Origin of the sequence: Pseudomonas sp. Root569 (assembly GCF_001427465.1) — a bacterium.
Lineage (GTDB): Bacteria > Pseudomonadota > Gammaproteobacteria > Pseudomonadales > Pseudomonadaceae > Aquipseudomonas > Aquipseudomonas synxantha.
On sequence record NZ_LMGQ01000025.1, the window covers coordinates 145,943 to 161,336 of the forward strand.

Annotated in this window: 13 protein-coding genes and 1 tRNA gene; 7 read left to right on the forward strand and 7 right to left on the reverse strand. The window is 56.1% G+C overall.

The window, feature by feature from the left end:
• Window positions 1-232: 232 nt before the first annotated feature.
• On the forward strand, window positions 233-628 hold the full coding sequence (locus ASD70_RS28955) for a hypothetical protein (protein ID WP_156382935.1): 396 nt from the start codon (window positions 233-235) through the stop codon (window positions 626-628).
• A 24-nt stretch (window positions 629-652) separates the two neighbouring features.
• On the opposite strand, the gene ASD70_RS21040 is transcribed toward ASD70_RS28955, so the two are convergent.
• The 4 genes from ASD70_RS21040 to ung all read right to left on the reverse strand — a co-directional run bounded on the left by ASD70_RS21040 (window position 653) and on the right by ung (window position 8,276).
• Window positions 653-2,941, reverse strand: a complete 2,289-nt coding sequence (locus tag ASD70_RS21040; protein ID WP_056847361.1) for an autotransporter outer membrane beta-barrel domain-containing protein — start codon at window positions 2,939-2,941, stop codon at window positions 653-655.
• Between the two features lie 183 nt (window positions 2,942-3,124).
• Window positions 3,125-5,062, reverse strand: a complete 1,938-nt coding sequence (locus tag ASD70_RS21045) for a hypothetical protein (protein ID WP_056847362.1) — start codon at window positions 5,060-5,062, stop codon at window positions 3,125-3,127.
• 262 nt (window positions 5,063-5,324) lie between these two features.
• Window positions 5,325-7,355, reverse strand: a complete 2,031-nt coding sequence (locus tag ASD70_RS21050; protein WP_056847363.1) for a hypothetical protein — start codon at window positions 7,353-7,355, stop codon at window positions 5,325-5,327.
• A gap of 228 nt (window positions 7,356-7,583) precedes the next feature.
• Complete coding sequence (ung, locus tag ASD70_RS21055) at window positions 7,584-8,276, reverse strand: uracil-DNA glycosylase (RefSeq protein WP_005785971.1); 693 nt, start codon at window positions 8,274-8,276, stop codon at window positions 7,584-7,586.
• Window positions 8,277-8,412: 136 nt separating this feature from the next.
• Here ung and ASD70_RS21060 point away from each other — a divergent pair, with 136 nt between their 5' ends.
• On the forward strand, window positions 8,413-9,525 hold the full coding sequence (locus ASD70_RS21060) for an enoyl-CoA hydratase/isomerase family protein (RefSeq protein WP_056847364.1): 1,113 nt from the start codon (window positions 8,413-8,415) through the stop codon (window positions 9,523-9,525).
• On the opposite strand, the gene ASD70_RS28580 is transcribed toward ASD70_RS21060, so the two are convergent.
• A complete protein-coding gene (locus ASD70_RS28580; RefSeq protein ID WP_068966582.1) occupies window positions 9,473-9,964 on the reverse strand; it encodes a DUF3757 domain-containing protein in 492 nt (163 codons plus the stop codon). The two genes, ASD70_RS21060 and ASD70_RS28580, sit on opposite strands and share 53 nt — an antisense overlap.
• Window positions 9,965-10,117: 153 nt before the next feature.
• Window positions 10,118-10,477: a hypothetical protein gene (locus ASD70_RS28585; RefSeq protein ID WP_081214409.1), complete on the reverse strand. Its 360-nt coding sequence runs from the start codon at window positions 10,475-10,477 to the stop codon at window positions 10,118-10,120.
• A gap of 244 nt (window positions 10,478-10,721) precedes the next feature.
• On the opposite strand from ASD70_RS28585, the gene ASD70_RS21065 reads away from it, so the two are divergent.
• From ASD70_RS21065 to ASD70_RS21080, 4 genes are all read left to right on the forward strand, one after another.
• Entirely contained in the window at window positions 10,722-10,934 is a 213-nt protein-coding gene (locus tag ASD70_RS21065) for a cysteine-rich CWC family protein (protein ID WP_046071402.1), read from the forward strand.
• Window positions 10,924-11,616: a 16S rRNA pseudouridine(516) synthase gene (locus tag ASD70_RS21070; protein WP_046071401.1), complete on the forward strand. Its 693-nt coding sequence runs from the start codon at window positions 10,924-10,926 to the stop codon at window positions 11,614-11,616. Before ASD70_RS21065 ends, ASD70_RS21070 begins: the two co-directional genes overlap by 11 nt.
• A 306-nt stretch (window positions 11,617-11,922) precedes the next feature.
• The gene (locus ASD70_RS21075; RefSeq protein WP_056847365.1) at window positions 11,923-12,807 is read left to right on the forward strand and encodes an alpha/beta fold hydrolase; all 885 of its coding nucleotides are present in this window, start codon (window positions 11,923-11,925) and stop codon (window positions 12,805-12,807) included.
• Between the two features lie 262 nt (window positions 12,808-13,069).
• A tRNA-Gly gene (locus ASD70_RS21080) sits at window positions 13,070-13,143 on the forward strand.
• Window positions 13,144-13,535: 392 nt separating this feature from the next.
• Here the strand turns inward: ASD70_RS21080 and ASD70_RS21085 are convergent.
• Window positions 13,536-14,378, reverse strand: a complete 843-nt coding sequence (locus ASD70_RS21085; protein WP_056847366.1) for a hypothetical protein — start codon at window positions 14,376-14,378, stop codon at window positions 13,536-13,538.
• Window positions 14,379-14,734: 356 nt separating this feature from the next.
• Between ASD70_RS21085 and ASD70_RS21090 the strand changes: the two genes are divergently transcribed.
• Window positions 14,735-15,382, forward strand: a complete 648-nt coding sequence (locus ASD70_RS21090) for a TetR/AcrR family transcriptional regulator (RefSeq protein WP_056847367.1) — start codon at window positions 14,735-14,737, stop codon at window positions 15,380-15,382.
• Window positions 15,383-15,394: the final 12 nt, after the last annotated feature.

A 15,394-nucleotide genomic window follows, 5' to 3' on the forward strand; every position in this document is an offset into this window, starting at 1 on the left:
CAGTGCTTGCAGCCAGCCCGGCAGAAGAGTCACGCGCCGCTTCGACTCGTAGGAAAGCGCGAATATATCTGCTCGACGCAAGTTTGGGGGCACCGATTCAGGCAGCCTCAGTGCACCATACCACTCGTGGGCACTGTCCATTCTCACAGCTATTCATCCGCCCTCCACCCTGCGTTCAATCCCTGATGCTCCCTCCCGTCGCGGTGCCGCGTCCTACTACGAGGTCCTGATCATGGAACCCGCCCTGAGCAACCTCCCTCCTGTCTCGCAGCTAGCGCCTTACATTCCCGGTTTGACCACGCCGGCGGTAGGGTTCTCCGATGGCGTGTACCAACAATTACTGGAGGGCCACGGTAGCGCAGGCTTGATTTGCATCTTGCGCGCCTATGCAGGCCAGCTTGAAGGTGATTTCATTGAGCTGTTCTGCAACGATCTGCTGGTCCCGGTCGACTTCCACACCGTTACCGAACAGCAAGCGCGCGAGGAAAAACCAATCCCCCTGCACATATGCGCGTCCCGCCTGCCAGACGGTACGGTACGATTCCGTGTGTTTGGTGGTGTTTTAGCTCGCCCCCGGTGCCAACTCAATAAAAAGCCCCGGATCTTGCGATCCGGGGCTTTTTATTGAGTTACACGTCAGACGTTCACATCCTTAAAAATCGTAACGCAACCCCACATTCACCCCCCAAGGCTGGTCAATGCTCTTGCCCATGCTACGTTCCACATCGGCATGCACCTTCCAATTCTTCGACACCGCCATGGCGATACCGGCCGCCATCTCAACCCGCGAACCCGACAGGTCGTTGTTGAAGCTGTTGCCATTGACGGACACCTTGTTGCTCTGGTTGAACTCATGGGCCACCGCCGTACGCAGGTACGGCTGCAACACGCTGCCGCTGTCCAACTGGATATCACGCCCGGCGGTCACACCCAGCTTACCCACCACCGAGGCCGTACGTGCGCCTTCGGCTTGCAGGCCGTTGTCCAGCTCATAGCTCTGGCGCTGGATGATCGCCGTGGCCAATTGGCCGTATGGCTCGACGAAGTAACCGTCATCCAGCTTGATATTACGCCCCACTTCAGCCGAAGCCGTGACCGCATTTTGCGTGTAGTTGCCCTTGGCTTTCTTGCCGTCGCTCATGGCAACGTCTGACTCGTTGTGCAAGCGGTTGAACTTGAGCACACCGTCAAAGTACAAGCCGCTCTCTGCATCCAGCCAGGTTGCATAGCCGCCCACGTAGTAGCTGTCGACGGTGGCCTTGCTGCCGCGGCTCAGGTCCAGGTCCGAGGTGCTGTGACCGGCCATGAAGCCCGCCAGCCATTGGCCATCACCGCCGGTCAACGGCACATCGGCACCCAGGGTGAAACCACGCTGGGTCTGGTTGTACTGCATGCCTTTATCGCTGTTGTTCACTTCAAATTTGTTGCCATAGGCGCGGCTCCACAACCCGGTCGATTGACCATCGCTGTGGCGCAGCTCACCCATGCGGGTGCGCAAGTTGGTCATTTCACCGTACAACACACTCGGCGCCGCGTTGGCCAGGGCCAGCACGGAGTTGGTGCTCGGGCTGATCACCTTGCTGCCCGGATCGAGCAACCAATCCTTGCCTTCGTTGTCGTCAACCAGGCTGTAGGAGTATGTACCCACGTCCACCCGTTCACCCACCAGGCTGAACTTGGCGCCGCCGTCTTCGGTGTGCACGACATGCAAGCGATCTTCCGACAACGGGTCTGCACCGGTGCTGGCGATCAACAACTGATGGTCACCCGAGGACGTGCCGGTGACATTCAGGAAGTCGCCGGTCAAGGTAGCGAAATCCACGCTCATGACGAACGTGCCATTACCCGACAGGTTGTCCACGTCCAATTTGTAGAACGTGCCGGTGTCGCCGAACTTGACGTTACCGCCGGCCAGGAGCAGATCGCCCACATGCTGGTCGTCGACCATGACCCAGGTGGCGTCGCTGTTGATCGCCAGTGTGTCGACGTTTTCCAGGCGGCCGGTGAGCACCGAGCCATTATTCAGGCCGACGCTGGCGCTGCCGCCGTTGTTGATGACATCACCCGTCAGAATTGCGTGGTCCAGGTTAAGGTCCAACGCGCTGTCGGCACCCACCTGAATATTGCCAGCCAACTCGCTGAAGCGCACGCGCATGTTGGCCGAGCCGCCCTGGGTCAGCTCGAGCATGTTACCGTTCTGACCCTGCAGGGACGAACCATTGGTCACGTCGATTTCAGCCGTGATCGGCCCCAGCACATTAATCGCGGGGCCATCGAGGCCCGTCACACGCGAACCGTCGAGTATCAGGTGAGGCGACTCAAGGGCAGTTGCACTTTCAAGGGACATCACAACGCCCGTGGTACCACCGGTAATTTCGCTGTCAGTGGCGATTGCGGCCCCTCCCAGGAGCCTCAACCCTTGCTGGCGTTGGCCCACCAGCACAGAGTTGTTCAACTCCAGAAGGCTATGGGACGTGACGTTGGCCCCATAGGTCGCTCCAGTGATTTCACTATTGTCAACTTGTGCGTAGGACCCCGTGGGCGTGCCCACCTGGCGAGCCACATTCAAGCCGCCACTGGTGTGGCTGGTAATGCGCGCGTCGGAAATAGTGGCGCTTGAATTGCTGAGCGCAATAGCCGCCTGGGAGCCATGGACAGAACTCACGTTGGCTCCTGTCAACGTCAAGGTCGACCCGCTCGTCGCACGTATTTCTTTAACGTTGGCGTTCTTGTGAACAGTCAGCGTCGCACCTTTTTGAGCCAGATAGTCGCTGGCTGCGGCCCCCGGGCGGACGTCATATTTGCCGCTGCCCACCGTTCCGTCCACCACAATTGTCGACATTGCCTGTTGACTCAACAGGCATAACGGTGCGGCGGCTACGAGCTTGATGATCGATGATAAACGCGAATAACGAAAACGCTGGGAAGCAGGAGAAATCATGTTGTGTAGCCTCAGAATTAAGTACCAGTTCGAACCCGGAACCCGTATCGAAGAGGTTTCCGTTTTCCACGGTGCAGAGACTAATAACGTGAGTTCCCAAAGAGCGTAGGACTTTCCTTAAGGTACAAAACTCAATAAAAAACCCCACCCTCTCAAGCGAGAGGGTGGGGCCCCGACAATCAATCAAAGCGTACCTTTGACGCGCGATGCACCCGGAACACAATAGCCAGGAATGTTGCCTCCCGAACCAACCAGATCCCAGGCTGCCCTCACCTCGTCGGACCTGCCCCGGTCTCCCGTGGAGGGGCGCAGAAGCCTCCAACGCACACCGACGATGCCTCGGCCATTATTGCCTGTGACGTCTTGAAGCCAGACCTTCAAATCCAGCGGGACGGTCAAGCCAAGATTGACATGCTCACTGTTGAGCTCGAATTCAGAGGTCTCTATGGGCGTACCGACAGGCGCGCCAGGAGCGTTGAACGCGTATCTGACAGCCTCGATGATCACTTTGTCGTCAACCAAGAGGAGCCCGGGATCCAGAATCTTGACAGGCACACCTAGCCAAGGCTGCCGAGCACAGTTAATGGCATAGGTGAAGTTCGGGTTGCCTGTAATAACCGTGGCATTTTCAAAGGTCACAGGCGTGAGGCTACCGATGTTGAAGATCTCCACGACAACATCTTGATTCGGAGAATGCTTATAGTTGATGGCATCCCGAATAACGCAGTGAGTTTCAATGGTGCCATTGCCCTTGGCATCGATAGTGGCCCACGGCACGGTAAAAGGCACCGGAAAATCGGGCGCTTCCGCCCCGGTTACCGGGTAAGTCCCAACGACATCCCCCCCATAGACATAGTCAATGAAATCACCCACTTCCAGCCCCGGTGGTAGGGTGAAAGTGACGGTGGCATCGAAGTTGCGATCTTTCTCGGAGAGGCGGTTATCGGGTTTGGGGTCGGGGCCCCCACCGAGCAGAACGGGCTGTGCCAAGTTTGTGTCTACAGGGCCTTCGCCAGGGTTTTGCCCACCGGGCTCACGCAGGTCGACATCCACTTGCACCACAGCTGCGTTGTAAGTGGGGCTGCCTTGGCGCTCAATCATGACTTTGATATCCGCCGTATAGAAATTCCCGCCTGCCGCAATAGCTGCAAAACGTGCAGGGATGTCAATTGGGAAAACGGGCATGCCAACAGATTGACGATAGATCTCAATAGTCCCCCATAACACGACCAGAGTGTCGTTCTGCAAATGGCCGGTCAGGCTTTCCAACCGCACCGTTGCGCCGTTACGGGCCTCTGCTTTATCAACCAATGGCTCTTCCAACACACTGACGGGACCAAACACGGGCGCTTCGTTCAGACTCACTTGTACGTAGTTTGGAATAGACAACGTAGTCGTGTTGCCAGACCGATCAGCCAGGTTATATCTCACGTCTATCGAACCTGACCGCTCAAGAATCGTTGCAGTTGGAATATGACCAGTAATGTCGCCTGTCACCGGCACGTCATCCTCGATCGCAACGATATTACTTCCCACAAGTACTCGATAAGTATCACCGCCACGCCGGTCTGCCGGCGTGGGAATGGTGAATTCCAAACCCGCTTTACCCACGAGAAAGGCTGGGGTCAGTTCGGTGCCGTAATCTTCTATCATGACCCTCGAAGGTTGACTGCCATAGTTAGGGTCCTGCGCATCTACGTAAACCCGATTGATGTTGTAATTAACGTCATTGTCGCTGAGGTTGAGCACATGAACGCTGATGTCTTTGACACCGTTGGTTTGCAAGGCCGACTTGGGGCCCAAATCCACAATTACCGGATCAGGTAAAGTGACAGCTGCGTCGTAGGTCTCAATATGTACCGGCCGGCCATTCACAGAGACGGTGAGTATATCGAAGTCATTAAAAAAGCCGGTACGGTCCCACAGGTCAACCCTTAGACTGAGTCCGCTCAATTGAAGCGCCCTTGGCACCACATTCCGGTGGTTGTCGCCAGCAATGGCCGGCAATAAACCAGGGATCGTCGGAGCAGGTAAATATGTGGGATCGAGAACGGGTTCTTCCCACTCTTCCATGGGGCCTACAGGGTCTTGACTAACAGGTTTACTGGATGTGTTGGACATGATTCAAACTCCTCAAAAGAATAAGTATCTGTCCGGGCATAAAACGACGGTAAGACTAAACACCCGGGTGTCATTTTCTAAACGTATGCCGACCCTGCAGAGGTCTGAATTGGCAAATCTGCTGGCCTCTCATTCATTTAATGGCATTTCCCTTTAACGCGTAACTGTCAAACTTGACAGTACCCCTTGCGGCTCGACTGTGATGCTCGCAACCACGAGCACCTCCTCCACTACAAGCACACTGCACCCTTCTCCACTACGCCTAATCGTCCGACACGCAAGGCGGTGAGTTGGGCCGAATCAATCTGATGAACACCAAGTTACGCTCGGAATACCCCATGCCTGCACCTGCCGGTTTGATGATCTGATAGCGCGCAACCGCAGAGCCATGCCGAGGGTTGGTTTGCCCTTCTGGTGGCTTGATCAGCCCTGGAAGCAAGATGTATGGGTCAAACGGAACCTGAAAGACATATCCCTCACGGGCTTCTTGTTCCGTCAGCGTATGGCTGAAGGACTTGATGGTGTCAGGAATGACAGCGCCGGCGAAACCATTAGGGTGCGCATAACTGGCCCAGTGCAAAATCACCTCATCACCGCCGTCCAACAGCGTTGGATCCCCGGGTATTTTAACGCCGGCTCCGTTTACCCAAGGTCGCAGATGGCAGCTGATAAACCCAGCGTCCGGGCCAGGTCCGTAGTTGACTCCGACATACTCAAGGGGTTTGAGCCCAACGATAGGCACCGTATTGATCATTACCGGTGTGTCTGGCGCGCGTTGCCGGTTGACCCCGTTGAAGGTCCAGTAAAAGAAAGGAACCCAACCTGTATCTAAAAGCTCGATGATGTTCCAGTCGACGAACCACTCAATTTCCCGACCCGCGCTATCTCCCGCTTGTACGGTGTAGGTCGCGATGGGCCCGGGAAAGCTCCCTGCCATCAGTTCCAACGTTTGACCAACATCGGGCGCGCCATACAACGAGGTAATCACGCGTACCGGCTTACCCTCGTCGTTGATAGTCAATTGGTTGTCACCATCTACCCCCTTCACTGTCACCACGTCCAGCAATAGGTTGATAGGGTTTGGGTTATTCGGGCTCACCGGCCCGGCAACCGTCAGATCCACAGGAGCAAAGCGGGTGATCGATGGCCTGGAGGGGGCAACGCCTCTCTGCCAACTGTATTCTGCCCTCACAATCCCGGAAACGAACTCGTAACCGCCGCTGGCCAACACCGAATACGGAATCGGCACCCTGATAGGCCAAACCTGAAAAGCTGAAATAACGATGGGGTCAAGCGGTATAAGATCCCATGACGGTAGGAGACGATCCCCCTCTGTTGAGCCGAATACTTCGAGGATATTCATATATACCCCGCCTTCAGCACGGGCGTCATTGAGGGCTATACGCCCATCATTCAACTGCGGAATTTGAACAGGATCCAGGTCGGTGGGCGTAGGCGTCAGATTGATTAACAGGGGAGCGGTACGTGATGGGCCCGACTCACGACCCGAGCGGTCTTTCAAATAGTACTGAGCGTTGAACTCCCGATTGGGCAAACCGCGAAGAAAAGCGCCCGGGAAATGCACCTCAATGGGCCGAACCCCATCCTTGTGCGCTTGAACAATGGTGGTGGTGGCAACGATGTCCAAATGGCGTGGACGTTTGCGCAAAGGCTTGAGAAAAGGCAGTGGTATTAAAGAAGCCTCCACCACATCCCCCAAACGTATGTCCGGCCATATCAAATCAATGGTAGCGGTCACTCTGTCCAGGTTGGCGGGATTATCCAGATATTCATCCGTTACGCCGTCATCTTCGATGACCTGCGGGAACTGGAAACGCGGACCACGCAAGCCGTTATTTGGCCCGACCTTGTCACTGTCCAGAATTGTCGAAAACGAAAGCTCCCCTGGGTTACCACTTGATTCTCTTAATATCACCTCGTAGCGCAATCTATGCAGGCCGGGTACGTCCATGAGATGGGGGGGTACCAGAGCGTCAACGTCAGGCAGGTCGCTAGCGTCATAAGGCGCCGTCAGCCTCTTCTCATCAAACATATCGGCCTCAAAAAACCACTTGACAAGAGTGATATCCCCAGGATCAAGCACATTACTGCCGGGCCACAACGTAGGCACTTCAACCCTCAGCCCTGTGCTTTGAAAAAATACCGGTATTTTATGACCGCGGTCATCTGCCTCAAGGGGTAATGCATCAGGTGCAACAGGTGCATCCAGGACCAGCACACCTGCTTTTGTGCCACGACTGGAAGGCGGGTTAAGCGGATCGTACTCAGACATATCGACTCTCCTAGACGACTATCAGGTTGAGGCCTTCGACCACCTAAAGGGTACTGACCCCATCCAAAGATCACGGAGAGTAGTTAAGGCAATTTGCCCCCAAGCGGATACTGTCAGAACTAACAGGTGCTGCGTCCCGTGCAGTTTTGTTCAGCTTGGCTAGAACGATAAAATTCTTTCGAATCATCGAATTGCAGATGTGAGACGGCATAGCACGCCTCGCATGTATCAGACAGGCGGCAACACCCAATCAATCGGTGTCTCACCGCTTTGCTCAAGAAACTTGTTGGCCCGGCTGAAATGCCCACATCCCAGAAACCCGCGATACGCGGACAACGGCGACGGATGCACCGACGTCAGCACCAGATGCTTGGTGGCGTCGATCAGCTTCTGCTTGCTTTGGGCGTGAGCGCCCCACAGCAGAAACACCAGATGGGGCTGATGCTCACTGACCACCTCGATAATCCGATCGGTAAAGAACTGCCAGCCCTTGCCCGCGTGGGCATTGGCATTCGCCCGCTCTACAGTCATGGTGGTGTTGAGCATCAGCACGCCCTGGTCGGCCCAGCTTTGCAGGTAGCCGTGGTTGGGGATGTCGATGTTCAGGTCGCGCTTGAGCTCTTTATAGATATTGACCAGCGACGGCGGCGCCGGCACCCCCGGTTGTACCGAAAAGCACAGGCCATGGGCCTGGCCGGGACCGTGGTAGGGGTCCTGGCCGAGGATCACGACCTTGACCTTGTCCAGGGGCGTTGAGTTGAGAGCGTTGAAAATCAACGGGCCGGGCGGGTAGATCTCTTTGCCGGCGGCATGTTCCTGACGCAGGAATTCGCGCAACTGGGCCATATAGGGCTTCTCGAACTCATCACGCAGGGCGTGTTTCCAGCTGGGTTCGAGTTTGATACGGTCGCCATCGGTCATAGTTGAATTGTCTTGTAAAAAAGAATGAGGCGAACCCTAGGAAAGCCGACTCCGCTTGTCAATTGATCTGACACACCACCGGCACTTTCCCACGAAGGGATCATACTCATCCTTCACCTTCTCGATTGAGGTCACGATGAACCTGCACTTCGAAGAACTGACCGGCAGTGGCGGTGCCCGCATTGGCATCGCCAGCCTGGACGCAGAAAAGACCCTCAACGCCCTCTCCCTGCCGATGATCCTCGCGCTGAGCGACCGCCTGGATGCCTGGGCCAAAGACCCGCAAATCGTCTGCGTGCTGTTGCGCGGCAATGGGCCCAAAGCCTTTTGCGCCGGTGGCGAGGTGCGCAGCCTGGCCCAGGAATGCCGTGAACAATCCGGCGAAGTCCCGGCCTTGGCCGCGCAGTTTTTTGCTGCCGAATATCGCCTCGATTACCGCCTGCACACCTACCCCAAGCCGCTGATCTGCTGGGGCCACGGCTATGTGCTGGGCGGCGGCATGGGCCTGTTGCAAAGCGCTTCCGTGCGCATCGTCACGCCAACCAGCCGCCTGGCCATGCCCGAAATCAGCATCGGCCTTTACCCGGACGTCGGTGCCAGTTGGTTTCTTTCCCGCCTGCCTGGCAAGCTCGGGTTATTCCTGGGCCTCACCGGTGCCCATATCAACGGTCGTGATGCACTGGACCTGGGCCTGGCCGACCGCTTCCTGCGTGATGACCAGCAGGACGAATTGCTCAATGGCCTGCTGCAACTGAACTGGCAGGAACAGACCGTCATGCAGCTCAACAGCTTGCTCAAGGCCCTGGCCCAGGAAGCGGAGAGCCAGCAACCCGAAGCGCAGTGGCTGCCACGCCGCGGGCAGATCGACGAGTGGCTGGATGTGGGGGATGTACGCTGTGCCTGGCGTGCATTGAGCCTGCTGCGTGATCACAGCGACCCGCTATTGGCGCGCGCCGGCAAAACCCTCAGTGAAGGATGCCCTTTGACGGCGCATCTGGTCTGGGAGCAGATCCAGCGTGCCCGCCATCTGTCCCTGGCCCAGGTGTTCCAGATGGAATACACCATCAGTCTCAACTGCTGCCGTCACCCGGAATTCGCCGAAGGGGTCCGGGCACGCTTGATCGACAAGGACCAGGCGCCTCATTGGCATTGGCCGGATATCAACACGCTTCCGGAAGCAGTGGTGCAGGCGCACTTCAATAAGGCGTGGGAAGGTAGGAATCCTCTGGCGGATTTATCCGACTTTTGACAGCTTTACGTTTTTTGTCGGCTACCTTGAAGGCGCAGTTATCCGGCGGCCCTTCGTCACACAAATAAACCGGTTGGCCGAATAGATCTTTGTCTAGCCGCCAATACAACGTATCAGTCAATGACATGCTGGTCGGAACGCCAGGCGGGCTTGGTCTCAAGGCGACAACGTCGCCCCCGCCAGTTCGATAGATACATTTGTCCATGTAGCCGCCTTGCCGTTCCTCACCTTTGCCCGGGGTAAATAAGGCGCCGATAAACCGGTCGATAAAATCGCGGCTCTCGACTTTCTGGCTCTGCCACAGCACATTTTTATCCACGACTTCAAAATGCTCATCGACATGCTTGATCATCAAGGGATAAGGGCAACCTTGTTCCGCTCTGGCCAGGGCAGCAACGCTGCCCATCATTAAGAAAAGACACATCAATCGTTTGAACATAGCAGGTTCCATTCACCCATTTTCTCTACGGGGCATACACAGCCTCACATAGTGAAATGCATCTAGAAACCCAAAGATAGCTGTTAAATCTGACAGTACCGACAAACGGTTAAAAAAAGCGGCGCATCAGGCGCCGCTTGTTTTTCAAAACATTTAACGGTGACCGCCGCGACCACCTCCGTGATCGGAGCCCCGTCCATACCCACCGTTGCCCCAGCGATTGCCCCATCCCTGGTTCTGATAGGGCCTGTAACCGGCCCTAGGGTAATAACGCGGCGCGGGCTGGTAGTAACGCGGCGCGGAATAATAACGAGGCGGTGGCGCATAGTAGCGAGGCGCTGGAGCGTAGTAACTGCGCCCATACGGGGAGTAACGCGGGCCACCGTAGTAATAGGCCGGCGCAGGTGCGGTGTAGACCTCGGAACGGTAGTAAGTAGAGCCTCCATCGTAGTAGGGCACGCAGGCGCAAAGGGTCAGGCCGAGCAAAGCGATAAGCAGCAGTCGTCGATACATGGCGGCCTCCTGGACCGCGGAAGAGCTCCTCCAGCGACGCTGGGAAGCGGCATTCAGCTTTCACTGAATGACGAAATATCTGACATCAAAAACAGAATCTGGTGCGCTGACGACACAAGTAGAAACATCTGTTTCAGACGAATTGAATACCGGTCTTCAGGACAGGGAGATGGAACGCGACTGAGCAGCCCTGTATCGTGCAAGAACTTGCGCGACCCAGCCCGAAGCCTGCCTGAACCGACCAATGACCACGCCAACCCTCTGCCCCGCCTGCGGTGCCCGCAACGACTGCACCCTGGCCGACCCACGTACCGCCGACCAAGCCTGCTGGTGCTACAACGTCACCATCGACCCGGCGGTGCTTGAAGCCCTGCCTGATGAAGTGCGCAATCAAGCCTGCTTGTGCCCGCGCTGTGCCCACGTGGACGACCAGTTGCGTCAGCGCAATGCGCGTTGACCGTTTCCTCAGCAACCTGCCGCAGTTCAATCGCCAGCAAGTGCGCCTGCTGCTTGCGGAGCGCCGGGTGACCGTTGATGGCGTGGCGGTCAGCGATCCCCATCATGACGTGCGTGAATTCAGCCTGATCTGCGTTGATGACGCCGTACTGCAGGCGGGTAAACCGGCGCGCTATTTCATGCTGCACAAACCCCAGGGTTGCGTCAGCGCCACTTCGGACCCACAACACCCCACGGTCCTGGACTTGCTGGATGAACCGGACAAGGCCGAACTGCATATCGCCGGACGCCTGGACTTCAATACCACCGGCCTGATGCTGATCACCAACGACGGCCAGTGGTCGCGGCGCCTGACGCAACCACAGACCAAGTTGCCCAAGGTTTACTACGTGCAAACCGAGCAGGACATCGGCCCGGAGTACGCGGCGACGTTTGCCGCAGGTGTGTACTTCGCCTTCGAAGACCTCACCACCCAACCCGCCGAGCTTGAACGACTGAGCTCAAGAACGGCGCGGTTGAGCATCATCGAAGGACGCTACCATCAGGTGAAGCGCATGTTCGGGTATTTTGATAACAAGGTGATCGGACTGCATCGTGAGCGAATGGGGCCTTTGGTACTGGATGCGGCGCTGGCGCCGGGCCAATATCGGCCATTGACTGACGAAGAAATCCGACAAGTCTGACGACCGTTCAGCCGGTGATGGCCAAAAACCAGTCCTTAACCTTGCGACGTGCCGACTGTACTGCTTGAATCAGGGCATCAACCAGTTTTATGACTGATGAGTCACCCTATAACCTCCAAGAAACATTTTGCCTGGCCCGCCCTTGATCTACGGGCCTTCACGGCAAACAGCCCACCCTAGCAATACCCGTCGGCCAGCCGTCATCGGACCGACAGGGGCCCTCATTTTCCAGGCGTATGCCTACCTGTCACAAAGCTCGTGCAGAGTGATCTGCGCGCACTACCCGCTTGCCAGGAGTCTTACGACATGAGGCCAGAAATCGCTGTGCTGGATATACAGGGGCAGTATCGGGTGTACACGGAGTTCTATCGCGCGGACGCAGCTGAAAAGACCATTGTCCTGGTCAATGGCTCCATGGCGACCACGGCGTCCTTCGCTCAAACCGTGAAAAGCCTGTACCCGCAATTCAATGTGGTTTTGTACGACCAGCCCTACGCTGGCCGCTCGAAAATCCATAATCGTCATGAGCAGATGCTGACTAAGGAAGTCGAAGGCCAGATCCTCTTGGAACTGCTCGACCATTTCGCCGCCGAGCACGTGCTGTCTTTCTCCTGGGGCGGCGCTGCCACTCTGGTCGCCCTGGCGCACCGGCCTCGCCGCGTGGAGAAAGCCGTGATCTGCTCATTCTCGCCAGTGATCAACGCCCCCATGCGTGACTACCTCGAACGCGGCGTCGACTACCTCGGCAACCTCGACCGCGACCGCGTCGGCCACTTGGTCAACAGCACCATCGGCAAACACTTGCCGTCGCTGTTCAAACGCTTCAACTACCGCCACGTCAGCAACCTGGCCGAGCACGAATACGGGCAGATGCACTTCCACATCAGCCACGTGCTCAACAGCGACCGGCTGTGCTACCTCAAGGCGGCGAGGCAGATCGACATTCCGGTGCTGTTCCTGAATGGTGAATGGGACGAATACACCAGCGCCGAAGATGCCAAGCTGTTTGGCCAGCATGTGGCCAAGAGCAGCTTCAGCACCATCCAGGCGACGGGGCATTTCCTGGATATGGAGCATAAAGCGGCGTGTAGGGACAGCCGTGAGGCGGTGGTGGGCTTCTTGAAACCGGAGCGGCAGGTTAGCAGGTTGCGGTATCAGCAGGGTCATGCCCAGCAGGCGTTTGCCATCTGAAATGAAGGCTGACGGGAACGGATTGGGGTGCGAAGCAGATCCACTGTCTGTAGGAGCGCTTCGCACTCCAGCGTGAGCGAGCGCCCTCGCCACATGCAACTCGCACATTTTTCGAAGAAAAACTTCAAATCCTGGCGGACATCTGGTACAAAGTCAGCCGCTCTGAGCGGGTATAGTTTAGTGGCAAAACGAAAGCTTCCCAAGCTTTAGTTGAGGGTTCTTATTGGACACCCGTCTTTGGTGCATGGTAAAAACGCGTAATGCGGGTATAGTTTAGTGGTAAAATGAAAGCTTCCCAAGCTTTAGTTGAGGGTTCGATTCCCTCTACCCGCTCCACCTTCTAGCCAGTGTTTCCGGGCCTTCCAGGGGATCCCCCCCAATCAGGAAGCCCCTCCAAGCCTCATGGCAACGCCTCGATCCCAGCTCCCCAGTACCTCCCCTAGAGTCACCAAAATTTGGTGCACCGTCGACGCCGTCCAGAATGACGAATCGACAGATCATCGCCCTCCTCGTGCCACCCAATAAACCCCAAAAAGCTCATTTCGTACCTAGCCTGGATCGCCGACAAGCTCATCATCGTGCGCTCAAGAATGCAGTCCCGGAATGCTACCCAGGAAGACGATCCAGAACTCCCGAGAGGGAGTGAGCGGTATGGCCAGCCCTCCCCCTCAAAAAATCACCTGGACGTATACAGGGCTCGAAACGACCACCAGCATCCATTCCAATGTTCAGTCGATCCCCATCTTCCGTCCGAGCTCCTGACCACGATCACGATCGCGCTCACGTTGGCGGTAACGCTTTACAAAGCTGGCTTCGATCAGCTCTTCGACTCCCAACCCAAGTCCGCAGTTTACCAACGACGCCATAGAACTATCGCTCAGTGAAAAATCATTGGGAATGAAGCCAATATTCTCAACCCTGTTCCTATCAAGTTCTGCCTCAAATGCTTTCAAGAAGTCAGCCAGCCCAGGGCGACGAGCTTCAGTTGCTGCACTTGCAGCGGAGTCATCAGCAACTGTTACTGCATTAGCCGCATTGATACCAATCTGCGCCACCACTTTAGTTATGGAAGGCCAATATTTGAGATCATACTGATAGGTCAACTTCTCCAACTTACCTTTCACATGAGACCTGAAAAGCCCATTATCCTCAGAGGCTTCTTCAACGACATCCATAATATGGTAGTAGGTATCACTACTAAAACTGGACATCTCTTTAACCTCGGTGCGCCGCGAGAGCAACTCCGAGAGCAACTCTGAAACTTTTGCAATTCTCACATTCAACTCAGTGAGCATCTCCCGATCCTCGCGAGCTTCTTTGATCTTTCCAGGATTCCAGGAGTACACAGTGGTTGTGAAAACATCAAAGAATGAACTTAGCGCCCTAGGCTGTTCTGCCAGCGTGGCGTGCAGCTCGACGTAGACATCAGCAAGCTCAGTGGTGCGTCCCAGCAGACTCTCGATGATTCGGTTGATACTGCGCCAGGTACCGTTTTCCTCATTATATTTAAAGTCCTCACGCAATATGCTTTCACACACATCGATTGCAGTGGCACGACCTTTAACATCCATTTTAGAAACCTCTATTAATTGATAATCAGATGATAAAGTCTCAGCCGTGAGGTGTCGGTACCTATCCGAAAAAAAACCTTTCCGTCATGGGTACCCTCAGCGCGCCCCACCAAACGTCAAGCCTGAGCAGAGCATCAAGCCCAAGTATCAAGCCAAAACCAAAGCTGAAGCGGCAGATGATGAAATAACGTTCTTGTCCAAATAATCCGAAAACAACTAACACCAAACACCAAACACCAAGCCCCGCAGCCCAAGCAGCTTTACTTTACACCCCAGTAAAGTTAATTAGGCGAAACATGGGTGGCGGATCGCATCTCTTTCAGTAACACTTAACCGACTCTACATAGGTAACTGATATGAATGTGGCCACCTCCTCCCCCGTCGACGACTTGCTCAACCCAGGCGAAAGCGCATCACGCCCAGTCCGGATTCTAGCGGCTGCGGGCAGGATGTTCATTGAGCACGGGTACGAAGGAGCCAGCATGGAGGAGATCGCCAAGGCTGCAGCGGTGACCCGCCAGACTCTGTATAACCGCTTCCCCGATGGCAAGGAGTCGCTTTTCGTGGCGGTGGCAGAGCGGATGTGGAAAGCCTTCCCCGTCATGAACGTTGCAACAGATGAGCGCGCGCTGTCCGACCCGAGGAGAGGCCTCATGCAGATCGCCACCGAGTTCGCGTGCTTCTGGTCTGGCCCGACAGCCGCCGACTTCCTACGCATGGTCATCATGGAAGGCAGACGATTTCCTGTGCTGTCCAGCCGATTTGACGAGGTTATCCAAGCGCCGGCAATGACCGTCATCAGCGACTACCTGGCCGAACTGGCACGCAGAGGTACCTTGGCAGTTCAAGAGCCTGAAACTGCCGCCTGCGACTTCATGGAGATGCTCGATGGTCGGGTTCTCTGGAAACAGGTCAGAGCCAACAGCGAGCCGCTTGCCCGCGAGGAGATCGAGCAGATCGTGGAGCGCACCGTGGACGCCTTCCTGCGATCGCTCCGGCACTGAAATCCTAGAGAT

What these genes read in the sequence shown, in the direction of transcription:
- ASD70_RS28955 (WP_156382935.1), top strand. Translation starts at nt 233, where the DNA reads ATGGAACCCGCCCTGAGCAACCTCCCTCCTGTCTCGCAGCTAGCGCCT.
- ASD70_RS21040 (WP_056847361.1), bottom strand. Translation starts at nt 2,941, where the DNA reads ATGATTTCTCCTGCTTCCCAGCGTTTTCGTTATTCGCGTTTATCATCG.
- ASD70_RS21045 (WP_056847362.1), bottom strand. Translation starts at nt 5,062, where the DNA reads ATGTCCAACACATCCAGTAAACCTGTTAGTCAAGACCCTGTAGGCCCC.
- ASD70_RS21050 (WP_056847363.1), bottom strand. Translation starts at nt 7,355, where the DNA reads ATGTCTGAGTACGATCCGCTTAACCCGCCTTCCAGTCGTGGCACAAAA.
- ung (WP_005785971.1), bottom strand. Translation starts at nt 8,276, where the DNA reads ATGACCGATGGCGACCGTATCAAACTCGAACCCAGCTGGAAACACGCC.
- ASD70_RS21060 (WP_056847364.1), top strand. Translation starts at nt 8,413, where the DNA reads ATGAACCTGCACTTCGAAGAACTGACCGGCAGTGGCGGTGCCCGCATT.
- ASD70_RS28580 (WP_068966582.1), bottom strand. Translation starts at nt 9,964, where the DNA reads ATGTTCAAACGATTGATGTGTCTTTTCTTAATGATGGGCAGCGTTGCT.
- ASD70_RS28585 (WP_081214409.1), bottom strand. Translation starts at nt 10,477, where the DNA reads ATGTATCGACGACTGCTGCTTATCGCTTTGCTCGGCCTGACCCTTTGC.
- ASD70_RS21065 (WP_046071402.1), top strand. Translation starts at nt 10,722, where the DNA reads ATGACCACGCCAACCCTCTGCCCCGCCTGCGGTGCCCGCAACGACTGC.
- ASD70_RS21070 (WP_046071401.1), top strand. Translation starts at nt 10,924, where the DNA reads ATGCGCGTTGACCGTTTCCTCAGCAACCTGCCGCAGTTCAATCGCCAG.
- ASD70_RS21075 (WP_056847365.1), top strand. Translation starts at nt 11,923, where the DNA reads ATGAGGCCAGAAATCGCTGTGCTGGATATACAGGGGCAGTATCGGGTG.
- ASD70_RS21085 (WP_056847366.1), bottom strand. Translation starts at nt 14,378, where the DNA reads ATGGATGTTAAAGGTCGTGCCACTGCAATCGATGTGTGTGAAAGCATA.
- ASD70_RS21090 (WP_056847367.1), top strand. Translation starts at nt 14,735, where the DNA reads ATGAATGTGGCCACCTCCTCCCCCGTCGACGACTTGCTCAACCCAGGC.